Genomic DNA, 18,357 nt, shown 5'->3' with positions numbered 1-18,357 from the left:
GAAGTGCCGGTTTACATAGCAGGCCCCGCAGGTAGAATGGCGCCCTTCCCTATTTCAGCCCGAGCGGACTTCATGGCGTTGCCGACCTTACGGATTATTGGTTTCATCATCGGCATCTTCCTGATCACGCTGGCCATCGCCATGGTCGTGCCCATGGCCACGCTGGTGATTTTCGACCGCACCGGCGACCTGCCGTCGTTCCTCTGGGCGAGCATGATTACCTTTGTCGCCGGCCTCGCGCTGGTCATCCCCGGTCGCCCCGAACACATACACCTGCGTCCGCGAGACATGTACCTGCTGACCGTCAGCAGTTGGGTGGTGGTGTGCATCTTCGCTGCGCTGCCGTTCCTGCTGACCCAGCGCATCAGCTACACCGACTCGTTCTTCGAAAGCATGTCCGGCATTACCGCCACCGGTGCGACGGTGCTCACGGGCCTGGACACCATGTCCCCCGGCATCCTGATGTGGCGCTCGTTGCTGCACTGGATCGGCGGCATCGGCTTTATCGGCATGGCGGTAGCGATTCTGCCACTGCTGCGCATCGGTGGCATGCGGCTGTTTCAGACCGAATCGTCGGACCGTTCCGAAAAAGTCATGCCCCGTTCGCACATGGTGGCGCGTTTGATCGTTGCGGCCTACGTCGGCATCACCATCTTCGGCAGCCTGGCATTCTGGTGGGCCGGGATGAGCCCGTTCGATGCGATCAACCACGCGATGTCGGCGATTTCCACCGGTGGTTTCTCAACGTCCGACCAGTCTTTGGCCAAGTGGCCGGAGCCTGCAGTGCATTGGGTCGCGATCGTCATCATGATTCTTGGTGCCCTGCCGTTCACCCTGTATGTAGCGACCTTGCGCGGTAACCGCAAAGCACTGATCAAGGATGAACAGGTTCAGGGGCTGCTCGGCATGTTGCTGGTGACCTGGCTGGTGCTCACCACCTGGTATTGGTGGACCACCCAGCTGCATTGGCTGGAAGCCCTGCGACATGTGGCGCTGAACGTGACGTCGGTGGTAACGACCACAGGATTTGCGCTGGGGGACTACAGCCTCTGGGGCAATTTCTCGCTGATGCTGTTCTTCTATCTGGGTTTTGTCGGCGGCTGTTCGGGCTCGACCGCTGGCGGGATCAAGATTTTCCGCTTCCAGGTCGCCTACATTCTGCTCAAGGCCAACCTTAACCAGCTGATTCACCCGCGCGCGGTGATCAAGCAAAAGTACAACGGTCACCGCCTCGACGAAGAGATCGTGCGTTCGATTCTGACCTTTTCCTTCTTCTTCGCCATCACCATCTGCGTCATCGCGCTGCTGTTGTCGCTGCTCGGCGTGGACTGGATGACCGCCCTCACCGGCGCGGCCGCCACGGTGTCCGGTGTCGGTCCCGGACTGGGCGAGACTATTGGCCCGGCGGGCAACTTTGCCACCCTGCCGGACGCCGCCAAGTGGATTCTGTCGGTCGGCATGCTGCTGGGCCGACTCGAGATCATTACGGTGTTTGTTCTGTGTATTCCGGCGTTCTGGCGTCACTGACAGGAGCAGGCGCTTCCATCAGGCGCATCCGGTACTCGCCGGGGGTGGCATCGAACCAGCGGCGGAAAGCACGGAAGAAGTTGCTCGGATCGGCGAACCCCAGCAGGTAGGCAATTTCCAGCAGGGTCATGGTCGGCTGTGCCAGGTATTGCTCGGCCAGTTCACGTCGAGTGTCGTCGAGCAACGTCTGAAAACTCGTGCCTTCTTCCTGCAAGCGTCGCTGCAAGGTGCGTTGTGACAGGTGCAGCGTCTGCGCCACGGTATCGCGCTTGGGTTCGCCCTGGGGCAGCAAACGGCACAGCACCTGTCGCGCCTTGTGGGTCACGCGACTCTCGGAAAACCGCGCCAGGTATTCACCGGCAAACCGGTCATGCAACAGCGCCATCGCCTCGTTGGCAGTAGGCAGCGGAGCCTCCATGTCAGCACGCTCGAAGATCAAGGCGTCATAAGGCGCGTTGAACACCAAAGGTGCATGAAAGGCTTGTTTATAGGGTTCGAGATCGACGGGCTGATCGCCCTGCACCAGCACTTTGCGCGGTTGCAGAGTGCGCCCGGTCAACCAGCCGCACAGCGCCAGGGCACAGGCCAGTGACGCTTCGGCGCTCTGCCGGGTCGGTGGCAGATGGTCGCCGTGAACCGTCAGAATCAGCGCATAACCCTCATCCAGTAGCCGGAAGCTCAGGTCGGCACTTTCCGCAATGATCCGCTGATAACGCACCAGCCGTTGAAAGCCTTCGGCCAAGGTCTGGCTGGACATCAAGGCGTAGCCAGCCACATGGAAGGAGGCCGGCCGCACCACCTTGCCCATGTTCAGGCCAATCGCCGGGTTGCCGGACAGCTCAACCGCGCGCTGCCACAGTCGTGTCATGGAATCTTGCGGGAAGCGCGCATCCGGATCATCCAGTGCCGCGTAGTCGAGCCCCAGCTGCTTGAACAGAACCCGGCAATCCAGGCCGTCCATCTCCAGTGCTTTGACAATCCCCATCGCCCAGCTTGCAGAAGTCGTTCGTTCGCTCATGTCGTCCACTTACATGATGAGCCGCAGGCTACGGCCAATTTCCGAAGGATACTAAAGTGGCGCCTATTGTCACTGGCTGATGCCAATGATCACTCTAGACTCAAATAAGCTACCCGCAGAACAACTTGCAGTCAGAACAATAACCACAGAGATCGCAGTCGTGGAAAACGTCAAACGTTTCAACAGCTTCGCTGAGTTCTATCCGTATTACCTCAGCGAACACAGCAACAGTACCTGCCGACGATTGCACTTTATCGGCACGACGCTGGTTATTTTCATTCTGGCCCTCACCATCGGCAAAGGCGCCTGGCTGCTGCTGTTGGCGCTACCGCTGGCGGGCTACAGCTTCGCCTGGGCGGGGCATTTCTTCTTCGAGAAAAATCGTCCTGCGACCTTTCAACATCCGTTTTACAGCCTGCTCGGCGATTTCGTCATGTACCGAGACATGATTCTGGGTCGCGTGCCGTTCTAGGCGCAGCCGCTATTTAGAGAGATAAGCAAAGAGAGATCAGCCGATGAATGCCAACGCCCGCTTCACCCACATGCAGGACGGCACGCAGGCAGACTGGGCGATTATCGCCGCAGACTTCAGTGCCTACGCGCGACAATTGCCGACACGGATTGTGGCGCACCTGAAATTACTGGAGGGTGATTTTGGCGGTTTCCCGGTGGATCGTCTGACCCATTCCCTGCAAACCGCCAGCCGTGCCTGGCGCGATGGCCGCGATGAAGAATATGTGGTCTGCGCGCTGCTTCACGACATTGGCGACACCCTGGGTTCCTACAACCACCCGGACATCGCCGCAGCGATCCTCAAGCCGTTCGTCAGCGCAGAGAACCTGTGGATGGTCGAGCAACACGGGATTTTCCAGGGATACTATTTCTTCCATCATTTGGGCATGGACCGGCATCTGCGCGAGCAATTCAGCGGCCATCCGCAGTATCAGGCGACCATTGAGTTCTGTGCCAAATATGATGCGGCGGCGTTTGATCCCGCGTATGACGCACTGCCGCTGAGTTTCTTTGAGCCGATGATGGAGCGGTTGTTTGCTCAGCCGAAGCATTCAATTTACAAAGCGGCAATGGAAGAACATTCGCCAGCCTGAAGATCCGAGGGGACCGCTGCGCGGTCCATCGCGAGCAAGCTCGCTCCCACAGGTGACCGAGTTCTTTCAGGAAAATACGATCAAAAATGTGGGAGCGAGCTTGCTCGCGATGGGGCCAGACCAGACACCCTGAATTTTAGGCGGGCTCTGCAACTTTGACGGCCTTCAACTCAGCCTCACGCGCCTGGACATCCGCCAATCGATACAATTCGATCGACCCGTCCCAATGCTCGATCAGTGCTGTGCACGACTCCACCCAATCCCCGCAATTGAGATAATCCACCCCGCCGACCTTACGAATCTCGGCATGGTGAATGTGCCCGCACACCACGCCGTGCAACTCGCGTTTGACGCATTCGTGAGCGATAGCTTCTTCGAAATCGCTGATGAAGCTGACCGCGGTTTTGACCTTGTGCTTGAGGTAGGCAGACAACGACCAGTAACCGTAACCATAACGGGCGCGCCAATGGTTGAGCCAGCGGTTGAGAGTCAGGGTGAATTCGTAGGCTGAGTCGCCGAGAAAGGCCAGCCAGCGGTGATACCGCGTGATCACGTCGAACTGGTCGCCATGAATGACCAGCAGATGGCGGCCATCGGCGGTCACGTGCACGGCTTCATCCACCAGTTGGATATTACCCAGAATCAGCTTCGAATAGCGGCGCAGGAATTCGTCGTGGTTGCCGGTGACGTAGATCACCTCGGTGCCGCGCTTGCTCATGGTCAGCAAGCGGCGGATCACATTCGTGTGCGCCTGAGGCCAGTACATGCCGCCGCGCAGCTTCCAGCCGTCGATGATGTCGCCGACCAGGTAAATCTTGTCCGCGTGGTAGCCCTTGAGAAACTGCGACAGGTGTTCGGCCTGGCAATCCCGGGTACCCAGATGCACGTCGGAAATCCACAAGGTCCGCACACGTTGCTTACGACTGGGTTTGGCGAGCTCGGCGCTGGTCATGGGCAACCCTCTGCAAAAGTTTTTGCAACTTTGCGCCGGTCGGGTTAATTGCCCATGACAGTGGCGAGTCAGTCCTGTGACAGCGCCCCACGATTGCCCTCGGTGTAGACTGGCAGCCAAGCCCTGGAGACCTGCGATGAGACCGATCCTCACGCTACGCCAATACACTCATGACCTGATCGTCCACAGTCACGATCACGCGCAGCTGGTGTTCGGGCTGTCGGGTGCGCTGGATTTCGAGGTCGACGGGCGTGGCAGTCAGGTCAGCGATCCATTGATCGCGCAACAAGGCGCGGTGTTGCTGCTGGCCAGCCTCAACAACGCCAAACCCGAGATCGTCGGCGGTCGGCGCCTGCCTTATGCAGCGCTGAATGCGCACATCGATCAGTACGCAGCCTATCCACTTCAAGTCGCCGATCTGGCGCGCATCGCCGGTCTGTCCAGCGCTCGGTTGCATGCGCGGTTCGTTGCTGAATGCGGGCAGACGCCGATGGATTACATCCGCAGTCGACGTTTGCACATGGCCGTGGGCTTGTTGCGGGATTCGGCGCTGCCGATCGGCGAGATTGCCAGTCGGGTCGGTTACAGTTCGCAGAGTGCCTTCGCAGCGGCGGTGTTGCGGGAGTTCGGTGCCTCACCTGGCAAATTGAGGCGCGAGGTTGGCGACAAAAGGCAATAGTTTACCGACAGACACAACAGGGGTTATCACGGTTCAATGCAGGAGCTGCCGAAGGCTACTCCTATCTCTGTTCGCTTGTTGTTAAGGATTGCAATGACTCCCCGCACCGCCCTTGGCGCCCTGCATATCGGCGCACTGATGTTCGGCTTGACCGGTGTGTTCGGCAAACTGGCTGCTGCCTCCCCCGCCATTATCGTTTTTGGTCGTGCCGCGTTCGCTGTGCTGGCGTTAGCCTTTTTTGCGCGGTTCGCCAGCAATACTCGCTGGCAGAAACTCGAGGCTATGGACTGGCGCCGACTGCTGCTCAGCGGTTTACTGCTGGCCGGACACTGGGTGAGCTTTTTCATTGCGGTGAAGGTCGCAGGCGTGGCAATCGCGACCTTGGGTTTCGCCAGCTTCCCGGCGTTTACCGTGATCCTTGAAGGGTTGATCTTCCGCGAGCGAATTCGCGCCAACGAAATCCTGCTGGTGGTGCTGGTCAGTGTCGGGCTGGTGCTGGTCACCCCTGATTTCGACCTGGCCAGCGGCGCCACCATTGGTCTGCTGTGGGCGGTGGGCTCAGGTTTGCTGTTCTCTCTGCTATCGCTGACCAACCGCGCCAGCTCCGGGCGAATCCCGGCGGTGCAGGCTGCGCTGTGTCAGAACGTGGTGGTCGCGTTGTGCCTGCTGCCGGTGGCGGCACCGCAGTTGAGCGAAGTGAGCGCCATCGACTGGCTGTGGATCGGTCTGCTCGGGGTGTTCTGCACCGGCGTCGCTCACAGTCTGTTTGTCGCCAGCCTGGCAGTGATCAAGGCGCGGACCGCGGCAGTGGTTTTCGCTCTGGAGCCGGTTTACGGCATCACCGTGGCCTGGCTTCTGTTTGATGAAGATCCGACACTGCGCATGCTGATCGGTGGCGCGTTGATCATCGTGGCGATCGTGGTCTCCAGCCGACTCTCGGGCGGCTCAAGCAAGAAGACCGTTGCGGCAGAAGCCGGCTCTCACTGAGTGCGGTCGTTGTGCCCCAGGTCGCGGTCCGGATCAATTTGATCGCGGACCCGCTGCTTCAGCACTTTGGCCTCAGGGAAACCGCCATCAGCCTTGCGCTCCCAGATCTGCACATCGTCACAGAAAATGTGAAACACCCCACCGGTGCCGGGCACCAGCGACACTTTGCCGAGGTCGTCACCAAAGGTGCTGAGCAGTTCCTGGGCCAGCCAGGCAGCACGCAACAGCCACTGGCATTGCGTGCAATAAGTGATGATGATTTCCGGTTTGCGTGCAGTCATGATCAGCGAAACTCCTGAGCCAGAGGTCGCCGCTATGATAGCCCGGCGAGCATGTTCCGCGCTGTTTGCTTAAGCGGCTCGTTACCTTCCTTGAGCAACTCGTTGAGCAGTTCGATGGCACTGTCCAGATCGCCGTCATCGATGCAGGTCTGGGCTTGTTCCAGTTTGCCGGCGCTGCTTGGCTCGGCCGGTTCCAGGTTCAACGGTTCCAACTCCAGCGACTGGCCGGGATCGCTGAACTCGTTGAGAAAGGTGTCATCCAGAGACTGCGAGTCAGGCTCGGCGACCCATTCAAGTTCGGGCTCGTCCAGCGTCGAGTCGTCAGGCATTTCAACTACCTCGGGCAAGACGTGCAGGTTCGAGATGAGCGGCGGCTCGACCGACGCGGGTTCGCTCGATGGCTTCGCGGCAGACGGCGAGTGTTCAAAAGGGCTGATCAGGTCCCAACTCGAATCCATCGACAGGTCATCCAGGTTCAGTTGGAACTCATCGTTCGGCGCTGCTTGAGGTATTAAAGGCTTGGGGGGAGTGATTGTCGCTGCGACGGCCAACGGTACCGCACTGCTCAGTTTCGGGTGTTGTGCGCGAATATTCTGAAGTTTTTGCAGGTCGTATCCGGCGTCACGCAGGTTGTTTTCCTGTGCTTCGTAAGCCGGTACGTCACCCTGTTTACCCAAGACTTCCAACAGCTGAACGGCCAGATCCGTGCGTTGCGGCGCCTTGATCAGTGCCTCTCGCAACAAACTGGCAGCTTCGGAAAAACGGCCATAGGCCAGATAGATACCCACCCCTTCGAGCACATCGCCTGCTGGCGTCTCTTCACCCGATTCGGTTGCTGGTTGCACGACCGGTTCTGCAGCGCGATTGAGCACCGCCTCATGCCGTGATGGCAAAACAGGTAAAGCGTCGGGCAATGCCTGAACCTGTTGTCGTTGGCGCCGAACGAACAGCCCCAGCAAAACCAAAGCCACCAACGCCAGCAACCCGAAAATCAGCAGCCAATGAGTGGCTTCAGGCTCTTCAACTATGGCCGGCGCTGGAGCCACGACGACGGGTGCAACCGGCTCCACCGACGCTTGTTTGATTTCCGCCAATTGGGTTTGCGGTTCAGTCACCTGTTTTTTCTGGCCGGCGACCTGTTCCTCCTGGGTTTGAAGCTTCGCATTCAACGCATCGATGGTTGCTTGTAGCTGCTGGTTTTGCAGCACGCTGGCCGCCAGTTGTTCGGCAATCGGATCACTCTCAGGCGTGGCAGGAGGTTGATCGACGCGAGAGACTGGCGGCTTTTTGCCCTTCGCCGCAGGTGGCTGCGCAACGGCCGGTTCAACCGTCGGGAATCCAGAGGACTGAACGTCGGTGACCGGTTCGTCAGTGACGGGAACAATCCCCGGTGAACCCGGCGGATCGATCAGCACCGTGTACTCACGCAGCACCCGCCCGTTGGGCTGATTGAGTTGCACGAGGAAAATCAGGAAGGGTTCATTGACTGGCTTGTTGGAGCTCACCCGGATCAGGCTGCGGTTACCGCGCAAGATCGGTGTGAATTTCAGATTGTTGAGGAAGAACACCCGATCGACGCCGGCGCGGCTGAATTCATCCGGCGTCGCCAGACTGACCGAGAGCTCACCCTCCTCCAGACCTGCGGCATCCACCAGGGCGATGTCGGCGCGCAACGGCTGATTCAGCGCCGAATGCAGGGTGATATCACCCAGGCCCAACGCGGGCGCCAATGCCGAGAAAGTGACAGCACCACCGACCAGAAGCAGCCTGGCGCAACACCGCAAAACCACGTGCCAACTCTCGAGCATGAGCATCCCTTAGATAACCATAACCATCTTGTACGCGTTCGCACATCCGGTACGAACACGATATTGCCAAGTAGTTCTTTATAGTCTGCCCAACGGGTTATCTCAAAAGTCCGGCTTGTGGTTATGCCTCAAGATTTTTCCAGGTTGGTCAGAATGTGCCCGTGGACACGCATGCAGACCTTCAAATCCGCCTCATCGACGCCTTCGAACAACTCGTGACGCAGTTGGGTGGCAATGGTTTCAATTTGTTCGATCAACGGACGCGCCGGGGCACAGAGGACGATTTTCTTGGCCCGGCGGTCTTCCAGCACCGATTGACGTTGCACCAGTCCCTGGCTTTCAAGGCTGTCGAGCAGTCTGGCCAACGTCGGCCCTTCAACACCGACGCTTTGCGCCAGTTCACGTTGGGTCGGGGCATCCTCGAAGCGCGCCAGGTGCAGCAGCACCAGCCAGCGTGCCTGGGACAGACCCAGGCCAGCCAGACGGCGGTCCAGTTCGGCACGCCAGCCGCGCGACATCTGGGCCAGTTGCATGCCAAAGCGGTGTTGGTCGGTTAACGGCATAAAACACTCATGATTAGACTGAAATAGAGAAAAACTAATTATTAGTCAGCTAAGCATGGCCGTTGGCTTGAGGCAAGGTTTGCTCTTTAGTGAATCGTTACATCACCGTAACAGGTCACTTAAACTTCAAATTCCGATTGCAGCGCCGCCCGCACACAGTACAACACCCCTTCCGGCACGCGACCGGCGAACAATGCGGCAATCTCCGACACGGGCGGCAATTCGCCCTCGCCGTCGAGGAACGCATCCTGGACTTCGCCCATCAACTCTTCGGGCAGATCCAGCGCTTGCTCCAGCGACAACTGTTGCTTGCCAATCGCCTCGGCGAGCAGGGTGTAGACATTCTTTTCCGAGCATTGCAGCTGGCCGGCGATCTGCAACGGTGTCATGCCCGCTCGAGCCAGGGTGATCATTTCGTGGCGCAGGTCGGCCACCACTTTCGGCGCCTCGACTTGCCCGCCAAGGACTTCGAGGAAGGCCTCGCCGTAACGTTCCAGTTTGCGCGCGCCAACACCACTGACCGTGGCCATTTCCGACAACGAGGTCGGCTGGCTGCGGAGCATTTCCAGCAGCGTCGAATCGGGGAAGATGACGTACGGCGGCACGCCATGCTCTTCGGCGAGCTTGCGACGCAAGGCGCGCAAGGCTTCCCACTGTTCGCGTTCTTCGCCGCGAACCAGTTGGCTCGCCTGGCTCTTGCTGCTTTTGGCAGTGGTTTGCGGCTTGAGGTCGCGACGCAGTTCCAGGGTCACTTCGCCCTTGAGCAATGGCCGACACGTGTCACTCAAGCGCAGGCCGCCGTAACCTTCGAGGTCGATGTCGGCCAGACCACGGGCAACCAGCTGTCGGAACAAGGAGCGCCACTCGCTCTCCCCCATCGCCTTGCCGACACCGTAAACCGACAGATGCTGATGGCCGAAGCTGCGGACCTTTTCGTTGTCCTTGCCCAGCAACACGTCCACCAGATGCCCGACGCCGTAGCGCTGGCCGGTGCGGAAGATCGCCGAGAGCGCCTGACGGGCCGGCTCGGTGGCGTCCCAGGTCTGCACGCCATCGACGCAATTGTCGCAGTGGCCGCAGGGCTCGGGCATGTCTTCGTCGAAGTAGGCGAGCAGCGTTTGACGACGGCAGCGGGTTTCTTCGCAGAGCGAGAGCATGGCGTCGAGTTTGTGCTGTTCCAGTCGCTTGTGGCGCTCGTCGCCCTCGGAGTTCTGCAACATCTGCTTGAGCATCACCACGTCTTGCAGGCCGTAAGCCATCCAGGCGTCTGCCGGCAGACCGTCTCGACCGCCGCGACCGGTTTCCTGGTAGTAAGCCTCAAGGGACTTCGGCAAATCGAGGTGAGCGACAAAGCGCACGTTGGGCTTGTCGATGCCCATGCCGAACGCCACGGTGGCGACCATGATCAGGCCTTCCTCGTTGAGGAAGCGTTTCTGGTGGTGAGCCCGGGTATCGTTGGGCAGACCAGCGTGGTACGGCAGCGCCGGGAAGCCTTGTTCGCTGAGGAACACCGCGACTTCGTCGACTTTCTTGCGCGACAGGCAATAGACGATACCGGCATCGCTGCGCCGCTCGGCGAGGAACGCCAGCAATTGCTTGCGCGGTTGCTCTTTGGGCACGATGCGATAGAAGATGTTGGGGCGGTCGAAACTTGAGAGAAAACGTTCGGCATCCTGTAAATGCAGGCGATCGACGATTTCTTCCCGGGTGCGCTTGTCGGCGGTCGCGGTCAGGGCGATACGCGGAACGTTGGGGAACAATTCCGCCAACTGGCCGAGTTGCAGGTATTCGCGGCGAAAATCGTGGCCCCATTGGGACACGCAGTGGGCTTCGTCGATGGCGAACAGGGAAATCTCAAGACTTTGCAGAAAGGCCAGCATCCGAGGCTGAACCAGACGCTCGGGCGCGAGATAAAGCATTTTCACTTCACCGCGCTTGATCCGTGCCGCCAGATCGCGCTGCTGCTCAGCGCTGAGCGTGGAGTTCAATGCCGCCGCGGCGACGCCCAGCTCTTCGAGGGTCGCGACCTGGTCGTCCATCAGGGCGATCAGCGGCGACACCACCACCGCCAGACCTTCGCGCAACAGCGCCGGCACCTGGAAGCACAATGACTTGCCGCCACCGGTAGGCATCAGCACCAGGGCGTCGCCGCCACTGGCCACGCGCTCAATGATTGCACCCTGACGGCCACGGAAACTGTCGTAGCCGAAGATGTCCTTGAGGACGCGTTGAGCCTGTTCGAGCATAGAAACTCCAAAAATCACAAAAACATCCCTGCAAGGCTGGTTCAGAACCACGAAGGCTGCACCGACAAATCGTAAGTGCGCATTGCATGACGCTTCACATTTCAGCCGCGACGCCGGCAGGACATCACAAAACGCGCGAGTATACCCGACCCCTGTCCGGCAAAGGGCGCCGCTGATAAGAGGCCTGTGCGCGCAAATATGCCGCGCGGCTGGCCTGAGTGCTCAAGAAGGCCTAGAATTCGCGCATCTGTTTAATTCCCAAGGTAGCCCTTTAATGTCCTTCGCTGAGCAATTAACCCGCCTGCAAGTCTTCCTCGACGCCGACGAACTGCATGACGAGGCGCTGGACTACGTGGCCGCCCACGGCTACCTCACTGCGCTGTCGATCTGTTCCGAAACCGTTCCCGACCGTGAATGGATCGACGCCCTCTTCGCTGAAGAGCCGCATTACGCCGACGACACCGAGCGTGAAGCGATTGAATCCACCCTGCTCGCCCTCAAGGCTCACATCGCTCGCCAACTGGCTGCCGATGAAGAGTTCGAGCTGCCATGCGACCTGGACCTGGGCGAGGAGCCGGACGATTCCGACCTGCGCGGCTGGTGCATCGGTTTCATGGAAGGCGTGTTCCTGCGCGAAGCGGCCTGGTTCGAAACCGCCGAAGACGAAGTCAGCGAAATGCTGCTGCCGATCATGGTCGGTTCGGGTCTGTTCGACGAACAGCCTGAGTTCGAAGACATCGCCAAAGACGCCAACCTGATGGACGACATGATCGTGCAGATCCCGGAAGCGCTGACTGCGCTGTACCTGCTGTGCCAGGCCCCAGACGAAAAACCGGCGATCCTCAAGCCTCGTCACCACTAAGGTTTTGCCTATGGACAACCCCATAGGCAACCGCTCCCTGATGTTGCGTTACGTGCTGTTGGCCATCGGCTGGCTGAGCGTAGCGCTGGGGGTGATCGGGATTTTCCTGCCGGTATTGCCCACCACGCCCTTCCTGCTGCTGGCGGCCGCCTGCTTCGCCCGCAGTTCGCCGCGTTTCTATCATTGGCTGGTTGAACATCCGCGGCTTGGGCCATGGGTTCGCGATTACCTGAGCGGCAACGGCATCCCGCTCAAGGGCAAGGTCTACGCCATCGGCCTGATGTGGGCGAGCATCCTGCTCTCCTGCTATCTGGTGCCCCTGCCGTGGGCGCGGGGGTTCATGCTGACCAGCGCCGTTCTGGTGACCCTCTACATCCTCAAACAGAAAACCCTGCAAAAGCCCTGATCCCTGATCGCTCCCTTCCTCCGACGATCAACCCTCCCTTTCAAAAAACACCGCCTAGACTTCAGGCATCTGCACCCGAGCGGCCAGACATGTCCCGCAGTCCGCGTAGTCCAGGATGGTCAACGCTCCGACTTCGGCTCGGCGGATGGCTGTTGCTGATCACTTTTCTGTTGGCCGGGCTGGGCAGTGTCGGGGCCAACTGGAGTTTTACGCAGATTCTGCAAACCGCCGAAGATCGCTACGGCACCCTCGGCCAGGGGCGGGGACGGATCGAGGCCTGGAGTCAGATGCTGCAAAGCGAAGTCAACGCCCCCGAGCGCGAGCAACTGAACGCAGTCAATCGCTTCTTCAATCAGCAACTGAGCTTTCTGGACGACACCCGCATCTGGCGTCAGACCGATTACTGGGCCACGCCCGTCGAATCCCTGATCAAGGGTGCCGCTGACTGTGAAGACTACGCACTGGCGAAATATTTCAGCCTGCGCCACCTCGGGATTCCCAGCGAGAAACTGCGCATCACCTACGTCAAAGCCCTGACCCAGAACCAGGCGCACATGGTGCTGACGTTCTACAACAGCCCCACGGCCGATCCGCTGGTGCTGGACAACTTGATCGGCGAAATCCGCCCCGCCTCCCAACGCAAAGACCTGCTGCCGGTGTACGCCTTCAACGCCGAAGGCCTGTACTTAACGGGAGCCAATGGCAGTAAACGCAGCAGCGACTCGAAAAACCTGTCGCGCTGGCAGGACGTATTGAAAAAGATGCAGGCCGAAGGGTTCGCCGTGGGTGACGGCTAGCCACCATCGCAAGGAGCGTTTTATGTCACTGCGCAAACAGTTGTTTCTCGCCATTTGCCTGTTTTTGCTGGTGGCGTTCAGCGGCAGTTTTTTTGTCAGTCTGGAAAGCTCTCGCGACCAGATGCTCGGCCAGTTGCGCTCCCACGCGCAGGACGCCGCCACGGCGTTGGGTTTGTCGTTAACGGCGCAGATTGATGACCCGGCGATGATCGAGTTGATGGTCAGCTCGATTTTCGACAGTGGCTATTTCAGCAGCATCCGAGTCATCAACATCGAGAATGAGCAGGTGCTGGTGGAACGCAGCGCATCGGCGCCAGTAGAAGGCGTTCCCGACTGGTTCGTCAGCCTGGTGGATCTGCGTGCGCAAGGCGGCGAAGCGCTGATCATGCGTGGCTGGGTGCAGGCGGCACGGGTCGAAGTGCTGAGCAACCCGCAATTCGCCCTGGCCAAACTCTGGGACAGCACCCTCGGCAGCCTGATCTGGCTGCTGATTTGCGGACTGCTCAGCGCCGTGTTTGGTGGCTGGTTGCTGCGGCGGCAATTTCGCCCACTCGACACCATGGTCAAACAGGCCGAAGCCATCAGCAAACGCGAGTTTTTAAGCCTGCCGAAACTGCCACGCACACCGGAGTTGAAACGCGTGGTACTGGCCATGAACCAGATGGTCGAGAAGCTCAAAGCGCTGTTCGCCGAAGAAGTCGCGCGCAGTGAAAAACTGCGGGTCGAATCCTATCAGGACAACCTGACAGGCCTGGCCAATCGACGCTTGCTGGATGAACAACTGGACGACCAATTGCTGGTCTCCGAGCAGAGCAGCGACGGCCATTTGCTGATGCTGCGGATCAACGACCTGGTCGGTCTCAACCAGCGCTTGGGTGGTCAGCGCACTGACGCCTTGATCAGCACCGTCGGTGAACTGCTCAAGCGTCTGACCCAACTTGCGGAGCGTCGCACCTGGCTGGCGGCACGCAATCGCGGTGGCGAGTTCAGCCTGCTGACACCGGGCCTCGACGCCAAGGACGCGGCACGCCTGGCTTCCGAAATCAGCGCCACCCTGGAAAACCTGCGCTTGACCGGCGCCAGCGATTGCATGCCGGTCGCACACTTGGGGATCGTCGCTTTCCAACCCGGTGAACCGGCCAGTGACGTGCTGATGCGACTGGATCAGGCGTTGACCCAAGCCCAGCAACATCCCGAGCGCCCGTGGGTCCACTTGACCTATTCCAACACCGCGCCGACCCTGTCTCAAAACGACTGGCAAACCTGGATCGACGACGCTTTGAACCAAGGCAAGATGCAGTTGTATTTCCAACCCGTCGTGCAATGCGCCGACACCAGCCAGGTGTTGCATCACAAAGTCCTCGCGCGCCTGCTCGACCCACACGGCGAGGCGATAGCCGCCGGGCGTTTCCTGCCGTGGATCGAACGCTTCGGCTGGTCGGCACGGTTCGACCTGGCCATGCTCGAAGCCACCCTCGACTACCTCGTCATCAACCGTTGGCCCCTGGCATTAAGCCTGTCCGGCAGCACCCTGCGCGATCCCGCGCAACTGCAACACATCCTCGACATGCTCGAATCGCTGCCCGAACTCGCTCCCCTGCTGATTCTGGAAATCGACGAACGCCAACTACCGCCTCAGGACGAACTGCAACGCCTGAGCCACAGCCTGCTCAACACCGGCTACCGTATCGGTCTTCAGCATTTCGGTGGCAGCTTCGGCCAGATTGGCAACCTGACTCAACTGGGGCTGGCTTACTTGAAAATCGACGGTGCGTACATCCGTCACATTGATGAGCAGAGTGATAAAAAGCTGTTCATCGAGGCTATTTTTCGGGCGACCAACAGCATTGATTTGCCGTTGATTGCCGAGATGGTAGAGACCAAAGGGGAATTGGAGGTGATCCGGGCGTTGGGGTTGTTTGGGGTGATGGGACGGTTGATTGGGCCGCCGGAGCCGATGTAAGCGGTACTACCGTTCGTCTTAAACCTGCCGCGACCTGTCAGATATGACAGTAGCCAATCGTTCGCGTCCGGAGTGTCATAGGCCCATACCCGTGAGGGCCCAAGGCCCATGCCCCCAGGAGAGAGCGATGGAAATCGATATTCAGTCTGCCGTGTTCAACGAATTGTTGGTGCTGTATCCGGTGATCATCCAGGGTTGGGTCGCCCCGGTGAAACCGGACGGTACCGCCCACGGTGGCATTCCCAAATCCCTCTACGATGGCCAGGCCCTAGGCCTTGAATGCATGGTCGACCCCTGGACCGAAATCAACTCGCTCACCTTTACCATGGCGGTCGATGATCACGTGGGTCTGTATATCAACGACGATCCGACCCCTGTGACGGGCAAGACCGTCAGCAAGGAGGATGAAGGTCTACGCCTGCGTCTCTATGTGCCGCACGGGTATCTGACGCAGGGTGTCAATCGACTGCATTACAAGGTCACCCGTGTCGGCGGGAACGTTGAAAGTTCTCGGGATCTAAACGTGCTGTACCACCTGCGGCCTGCCGATGGCCTGGATCTGGTGATCCCGCTGGACGTGATCAGGGACGGCGTGAACGCTGAGCGGGCGGCGCAAGGGGTGGAGTTCGGGTTCACCTACGCCAACCGGCGACCATTCGACCGTATCGAGTTTTGGCTGGGCGATGCGCTGGTCAGGTTCGATGTCCCCGATGGCACGGCGCCAATCACGCACACACTGTTCATGGACACGTTCCAGAAGGCAGGGGACAACACCAGTGCGGTGGCCGAGTTTTTCGTCGTCGACCAATTGGGCAATCGGGTCAAATCCGCGGAGAAGCGGCTGGACATCCACCTCGAACGTCTTATCCTTCTGGCCCCGACCGTCAAGGGCCAGACGGGCAACAACCTCAGCCCCACCCTGCAGGACTTCCGCGTGATTGTGCCGCAAGGCTCGCTGCTGCCCACCGACAAGGTGAGCGTGATCTGGCAAGGTGCGATCAGCACGCCGGCGGCCTCCTTCACCAGCCCGCAACGGCTGGTCAGCGCCGGGCTGGAGTTTGTCGTGCCGCGCTCGGTGCTGGCCTACAGCCTGGGCAAACCGGCGACGATCACTTATGTCATCGAACGCGCCGGAAAACCCTTCACCTCATTGCCCTTGATACTGAACATCCTGACGCTGCCGACGACGGCGCTGATCCCGCCGAAGATCGTTGAGGCCGGTGCCGCCAATGTGATTGACGTGATAGCACTGGGTACAAAAAACGCGACCATCCATGCATCGCTTCATACGTTGATCGAGGCGGGCCAACCGTGCTGGCTGAGCCTGGAAGGCAAGAAACCGGACGGCTCGGCGCACAACCTGGCGTTGTGGAACGGCCTGCCGGCCCAGACCAACGTCAATTGGATTAAACAGGGATACTGGCCGGCCGCGCTGGCCAACGGCTACCTGAAACAACTCGGGCATGGCACGCCGCTGACGATCAAGTTCAAGGTGTCGCTGGACAAGAGCAATGACCCGGCGACGGCCACGGTGTTTCCGGATCGCCAGTACACCGTCAAGGCGCTGGTGGAACTCAAGCCCGGGATCACGTCGGTGAAAGACTCCAAAAACGTGGAGATTCCGAACGCCGGAATCACGGTAGATACCACTGTCACGCTCAGCGGCACGGCCAGCAAGGGTCAACAGGTCGAGATTTTTGACGGCACAACGCCCAAGGGCACTGTAACGGCCCACGCCACAACGGGTGCTTGGACCCTTGCGTTAACGGCGCTGTCAGTGGCAGCTCACAGTTTCACGGCCAAGGCACTGTATGGCAGCGGGCAGGTATCTGCCGCCCGAACCATGACGGTCATTGCACTCGTCGCGCCAGTGATCACCTCGGTGAAAGACTCCAAAAGCGTAGAGATTCCGAACGCCGGAATCACGGTAGATACCGCTGTCACGCTCAGCGGTACGGCCAGCAAGGGTCAACAGGTCACGATTTTTGACGGCACAACGCCCAAGGGCACTGTAACGGCCCACGCCACAACGGGTATTTGGACCCTTGCGTTAACGGCGCTGCCAGTGGCAGCTCACAGTTTCACGGCCAAGGCACTGTATGGCAGCGGGCAGGTATCTGCCGCCCGAACCATGACGGTCATTGCACTCGTCGCGCCAGTGATCACCTCGGTGAAAGACTCCAAAAGCGTAGAGATTCCGAACGCCGGAATCACGGTAGATACCGCTGTCACGCTCAGCGGCACGGCCAGCAAGGATCAGCGAGTTGAGATTTTTGATGGCGCGACCTCAAAAGGGGTTGCAACCGCCAATAGCAGTGGCGTCTGGACTCATCCGGTAAGAGGGCTGGCAGTGGCCGCTCACAGTTTCAGTGCCAAAGCCTTGTATGGTAGTGGCCAAGCCTCTGCCGCTCGGACCTTTAGCGTGCTTTTACCGCTGGTTATTGATCAAACCCGAATGGTGCTGGATGGAGTGAATTTATTCATTGGACCGTCGGCCCAAGCAATTTTTACGAGAAACGCCGTGACCCTGCCAGGCACAGCAATGTCGCGCACCGCCAGCGGGGGGGGCTTCCCGTACACATATTCATCTTCGAACCCGCGAGTTGCGACGGTAACTACACAAGGCGTGGTCACATCGCAAGGTAACGGTCAAGCAAGCATAGTGGTCCGCGACAAAAGCGGCGTGGAAGTGGCGTACACCGTCTTGTGCTCGAACACATTCGACATTATGGCAAGCTTGAGCAATGTCAATTACACAACGGCCGTCACCAGAATGGCAGCGGCCGGAGGACGCTTCGCCGCGAGGGACTCCGGGGAGGAGCAAGCCATCAGACTAGGCATACTACTCAAGACATCGGCTACCCACATGAACATGCGAGGGACCACCCCCGCGACGGGCACAGAAAAATGTCGAAACATCACCCATCAGAAAGCCCCCGCTCTCTTATGGCACGACAGCGCGCAACCACACTCAACCCAATATAGCTACATCGGGATCGTACCGAGAACCGCGTGAGAATCTTCGCCGATCCCGTAGATAAGAAAAACGTTAGTCCACCTCAAACAACCTCCTGAACTGGAGGTTGTTTGAGGAAAAGGGGACACCCATTAGCCGGTCTCAAGTCAAGGCTAAAAGCCACTCGCCCTGCAGTTTTTAACGGC

Annotated in this window: 16 protein-coding genes; 10 read left to right on the top strand and 6 right to left on the bottom strand. The window is 59.4% G+C overall.

Features of this window, described 5'->3' with window-relative positions; translation table 11 throughout:
• Positions 1–72 precede the first annotated feature (72 nt).
• Positions 73–1,527, top strand: a complete 1,455-nt coding sequence (locus ACYZT7_RS08925) for a TrkH family potassium uptake protein (protein ID WP_462040745.1) — start codon at positions 73–75, stop codon at positions 1,525–1,527.
• Here ACYZT7_RS08925 and ACYZT7_RS08920 read toward each other — a convergent pair.
• Positions 1,484–2,545 (bottom strand): AraC family transcriptional regulator, encoded by a 1,062-nt coding sequence (locus tag ACYZT7_RS08920; protein ID WP_462040744.1) that lies wholly within the window; start codon positions 2,543–2,545, stop codon positions 1,484–1,486. The two genes, ACYZT7_RS08925 and ACYZT7_RS08920, sit on opposite strands and share 44 nt — an antisense overlap.
• A gap of 160 nt (positions 2,546–2,705) precedes the next feature.
• Here ACYZT7_RS08920 and ACYZT7_RS08915 point away from each other — a divergent pair, with 160 nt between their 5' ends.
• Both ACYZT7_RS08915 and ACYZT7_RS08910 read left to right on the top strand, forming a co-directional pair.
• On the top strand, positions 2,706–3,017 hold the full coding sequence (locus ACYZT7_RS08915; RefSeq protein WP_449642441.1) for an Mpo1-like protein: 312 nt from the start codon (positions 2,706–2,708) through the stop codon (positions 3,015–3,017).
• A 43-nt stretch (positions 3,018–3,060) separates the two neighbouring features.
• On the top strand, positions 3,061–3,651 hold the full coding sequence (locus tag ACYZT7_RS08910) for an HD domain-containing protein (protein ID WP_462040743.1): 591 nt from the start codon (positions 3,061–3,063) through the stop codon (positions 3,649–3,651).
• Positions 3,652–3,787: 136 nt separating this feature from the next.
• Here the strand turns inward: ACYZT7_RS08910 and ACYZT7_RS08905 are convergent, their stop codons facing one another.
• Complete coding sequence (locus tag ACYZT7_RS08905; RefSeq protein ID WP_462040742.1) at positions 3,788–4,603, bottom strand: UDP-2,3-diacylglucosamine diphosphatase; 816 nt, start codon at positions 4,601–4,603, stop codon at positions 3,788–3,790.
• A 136-nt stretch (positions 4,604–4,739) separates the two neighbouring features.
• Between ACYZT7_RS08905 and ACYZT7_RS08900 the strand changes: the two genes are divergently transcribed.
• Both ACYZT7_RS08900 and ACYZT7_RS08895 read left to right on the top strand, forming a co-directional pair.
• On the top strand, positions 4,740–5,282 hold the full coding sequence (locus ACYZT7_RS08900) for a helix-turn-helix transcriptional regulator (RefSeq protein WP_462040741.1): 543 nt from the start codon (positions 4,740–4,742) through the stop codon (positions 5,280–5,282).
• 93 nt (positions 5,283–5,375) lie between these two features.
• Positions 5,376–6,269, top strand: coding sequence for a DMT family transporter (locus tag ACYZT7_RS08895; RefSeq protein ID WP_462040740.1), 894 nt, complete (start codon positions 5,376–5,378; stop codon positions 6,267–6,269).
• Here the strand turns inward: ACYZT7_RS08895 and ACYZT7_RS08890 are convergent.
• From ACYZT7_RS08890 to recQ, 4 genes are all read right to left on the bottom strand, one after another.
• Positions 6,263–6,550 (bottom strand): Rdx family protein, encoded by a 288-nt coding sequence (locus ACYZT7_RS08890; RefSeq protein WP_033055915.1) that lies wholly within the window; start codon positions 6,548–6,550, stop codon positions 6,263–6,265. The genes ACYZT7_RS08895 and ACYZT7_RS08890 overlap by 7 nt on opposite strands.
• 32 nt (positions 6,551–6,582) lie before the next feature.
• Positions 6,583–8,358, bottom strand: a complete 1,776-nt coding sequence (locus tag ACYZT7_RS08885) for a FimV/HubP family polar landmark protein (protein ID WP_462040739.1) — start codon at positions 8,356–8,358, stop codon at positions 6,583–6,585.
• 128 nt (positions 8,359–8,486) lie between these two features.
• Entirely contained in the window at positions 8,487–8,921 is a 435-nt protein-coding gene (locus ACYZT7_RS08880) for a MarR family transcriptional regulator (protein ID WP_462040738.1), read from the bottom strand.
• A gap of 119 nt (positions 8,922–9,040) precedes the next feature.
• A complete protein-coding gene (gene recQ / locus ACYZT7_RS08875) occupies positions 9,041–11,167 on the bottom strand; it encodes a DNA helicase RecQ (RefSeq protein ID WP_462040737.1) in 2,127 nt (708 codons plus the stop codon).
• 274 nt (positions 11,168–11,441) lie between these two features.
• Between recQ and ACYZT7_RS08870 the strand changes: the two genes are divergently transcribed.
• The 5 genes from ACYZT7_RS08870 (at position 11,442) to ACYZT7_RS08850 (ending at position 18,211) form a co-directional block, all read left to right on the top strand.
• Positions 11,442–12,029, top strand: a complete 588-nt coding sequence (locus tag ACYZT7_RS08870; protein WP_462040736.1) for a UPF0149 family protein — start codon at positions 11,442–11,444, stop codon at positions 12,027–12,029.
• A gap of 10 nt (positions 12,030–12,039) precedes the next feature.
• The gene (locus ACYZT7_RS08865) at positions 12,040–12,435 is read left to right on the top strand and encodes a YbaN family protein (RefSeq protein ID WP_462040735.1); all 396 of its coding nucleotides are present in this window, start codon (positions 12,040–12,042) and stop codon (positions 12,433–12,435) included.
• A gap of 89 nt (positions 12,436–12,524) precedes the next feature.
• Positions 12,525–13,232 (top strand): cysteine protease LapG, encoded by a 708-nt coding sequence (lapG, locus tag ACYZT7_RS08860; protein ID WP_462040734.1) that lies wholly within the window; start codon positions 12,525–12,527, stop codon positions 13,230–13,232.
• Between the two features lie 22 nt (positions 13,233–13,254).
• On the top strand, positions 13,255–15,195 hold the full coding sequence (gene lapD / locus ACYZT7_RS08855; protein WP_462040733.1) for a cyclic di-GMP receptor LapD: 1,941 nt from the start codon (positions 13,255–13,257) through the stop codon (positions 15,193–15,195).
• Positions 15,196–15,322: 127 nt separating this feature from the next.
• A complete protein-coding gene (locus ACYZT7_RS08850) occupies positions 15,323–18,211 on the top strand; it encodes a hypothetical protein (RefSeq protein ID WP_462040732.1) in 2,889 nt (962 codons plus the stop codon).
• The last annotated feature ends 146 nt before the right edge of the window (positions 18,212–18,357 follow it).

It is taken from the genome of Pseudomonas sp. RT4P38 (assembly GCF_054897765.1).
Note: the sequence above shows the minus strand (reverse complement) of the source record. Positions and strands in the feature narration are given on the sequence as shown.

Coding starts and splice junctions, on each gene's coding strand:
- ACYZT7_RS08905 (WP_462040742.1), bottom strand. CDS start 4,603: ATGACCAGCGCCGAGCTCGCCAAACCCAGTCGTAAGCAACGTGTGCGG.
- lapG (WP_462040734.1), top strand. CDS start 12,525: ATGTCCCGCAGTCCGCGTAGTCCAGGATGGTCAACGCTCCGACTTCGG.
- ACYZT7_RS08865 (WP_462040735.1), top strand. CDS start 12,040: ATGGACAACCCCATAGGCAACCGCTCCCTGATGTTGCGTTACGTGCTG.
- ACYZT7_RS08900 (WP_462040741.1), top strand. CDS start 4,740: ATGAGACCGATCCTCACGCTACGCCAATACACTCATGACCTGATCGTC.
- ACYZT7_RS08910 (WP_462040743.1), top strand. CDS start 3,061: ATGAATGCCAACGCCCGCTTCACCCACATGCAGGACGGCACGCAGGCA.
- ACYZT7_RS08925 (WP_462040745.1), top strand. CDS start 73: ATGGCGTTGCCGACCTTACGGATTATTGGTTTCATCATCGGCATCTTC.
- ACYZT7_RS08880 (WP_462040738.1), bottom strand. CDS start 8,921: ATGCCGTTAACCGACCAACACCGCTTTGGCATGCAACTGGCCCAGATG.
- recQ (WP_462040737.1), bottom strand. CDS start 11,167: ATGCTCGAACAGGCTCAACGCGTCCTCAAGGACATCTTCGGCTACGAC.
- ACYZT7_RS08885 (WP_462040739.1), bottom strand. CDS start 8,358: ATGCTCGAGAGTTGGCACGTGGTTTTGCGGTGTTGCGCCAGGCTGCTT.
- ACYZT7_RS08890 (WP_033055915.1), bottom strand. CDS start 6,550: ATGACTGCACGCAAACCGGAAATCATCATCACTTATTGCACGCAATGC.
- ACYZT7_RS08895 (WP_462040740.1), top strand. CDS start 5,376: ATGACTCCCCGCACCGCCCTTGGCGCCCTGCATATCGGCGCACTGATG.
- lapD (WP_462040733.1), top strand. CDS start 13,255: ATGTCACTGCGCAAACAGTTGTTTCTCGCCATTTGCCTGTTTTTGCTG.
- ACYZT7_RS08870 (WP_462040736.1), top strand. CDS start 11,442: ATGTCCTTCGCTGAGCAATTAACCCGCCTGCAAGTCTTCCTCGACGCC.
- ACYZT7_RS08920 (WP_462040744.1), bottom strand. CDS start 2,545: ATGAGCGAACGAACGACTTCTGCAAGCTGGGCGATGGGGATTGTCAAA.
- ACYZT7_RS08850 (WP_462040732.1), top strand. CDS start 15,323: ATGGAAATCGATATTCAGTCTGCCGTGTTCAACGAATTGTTGGTGCTG.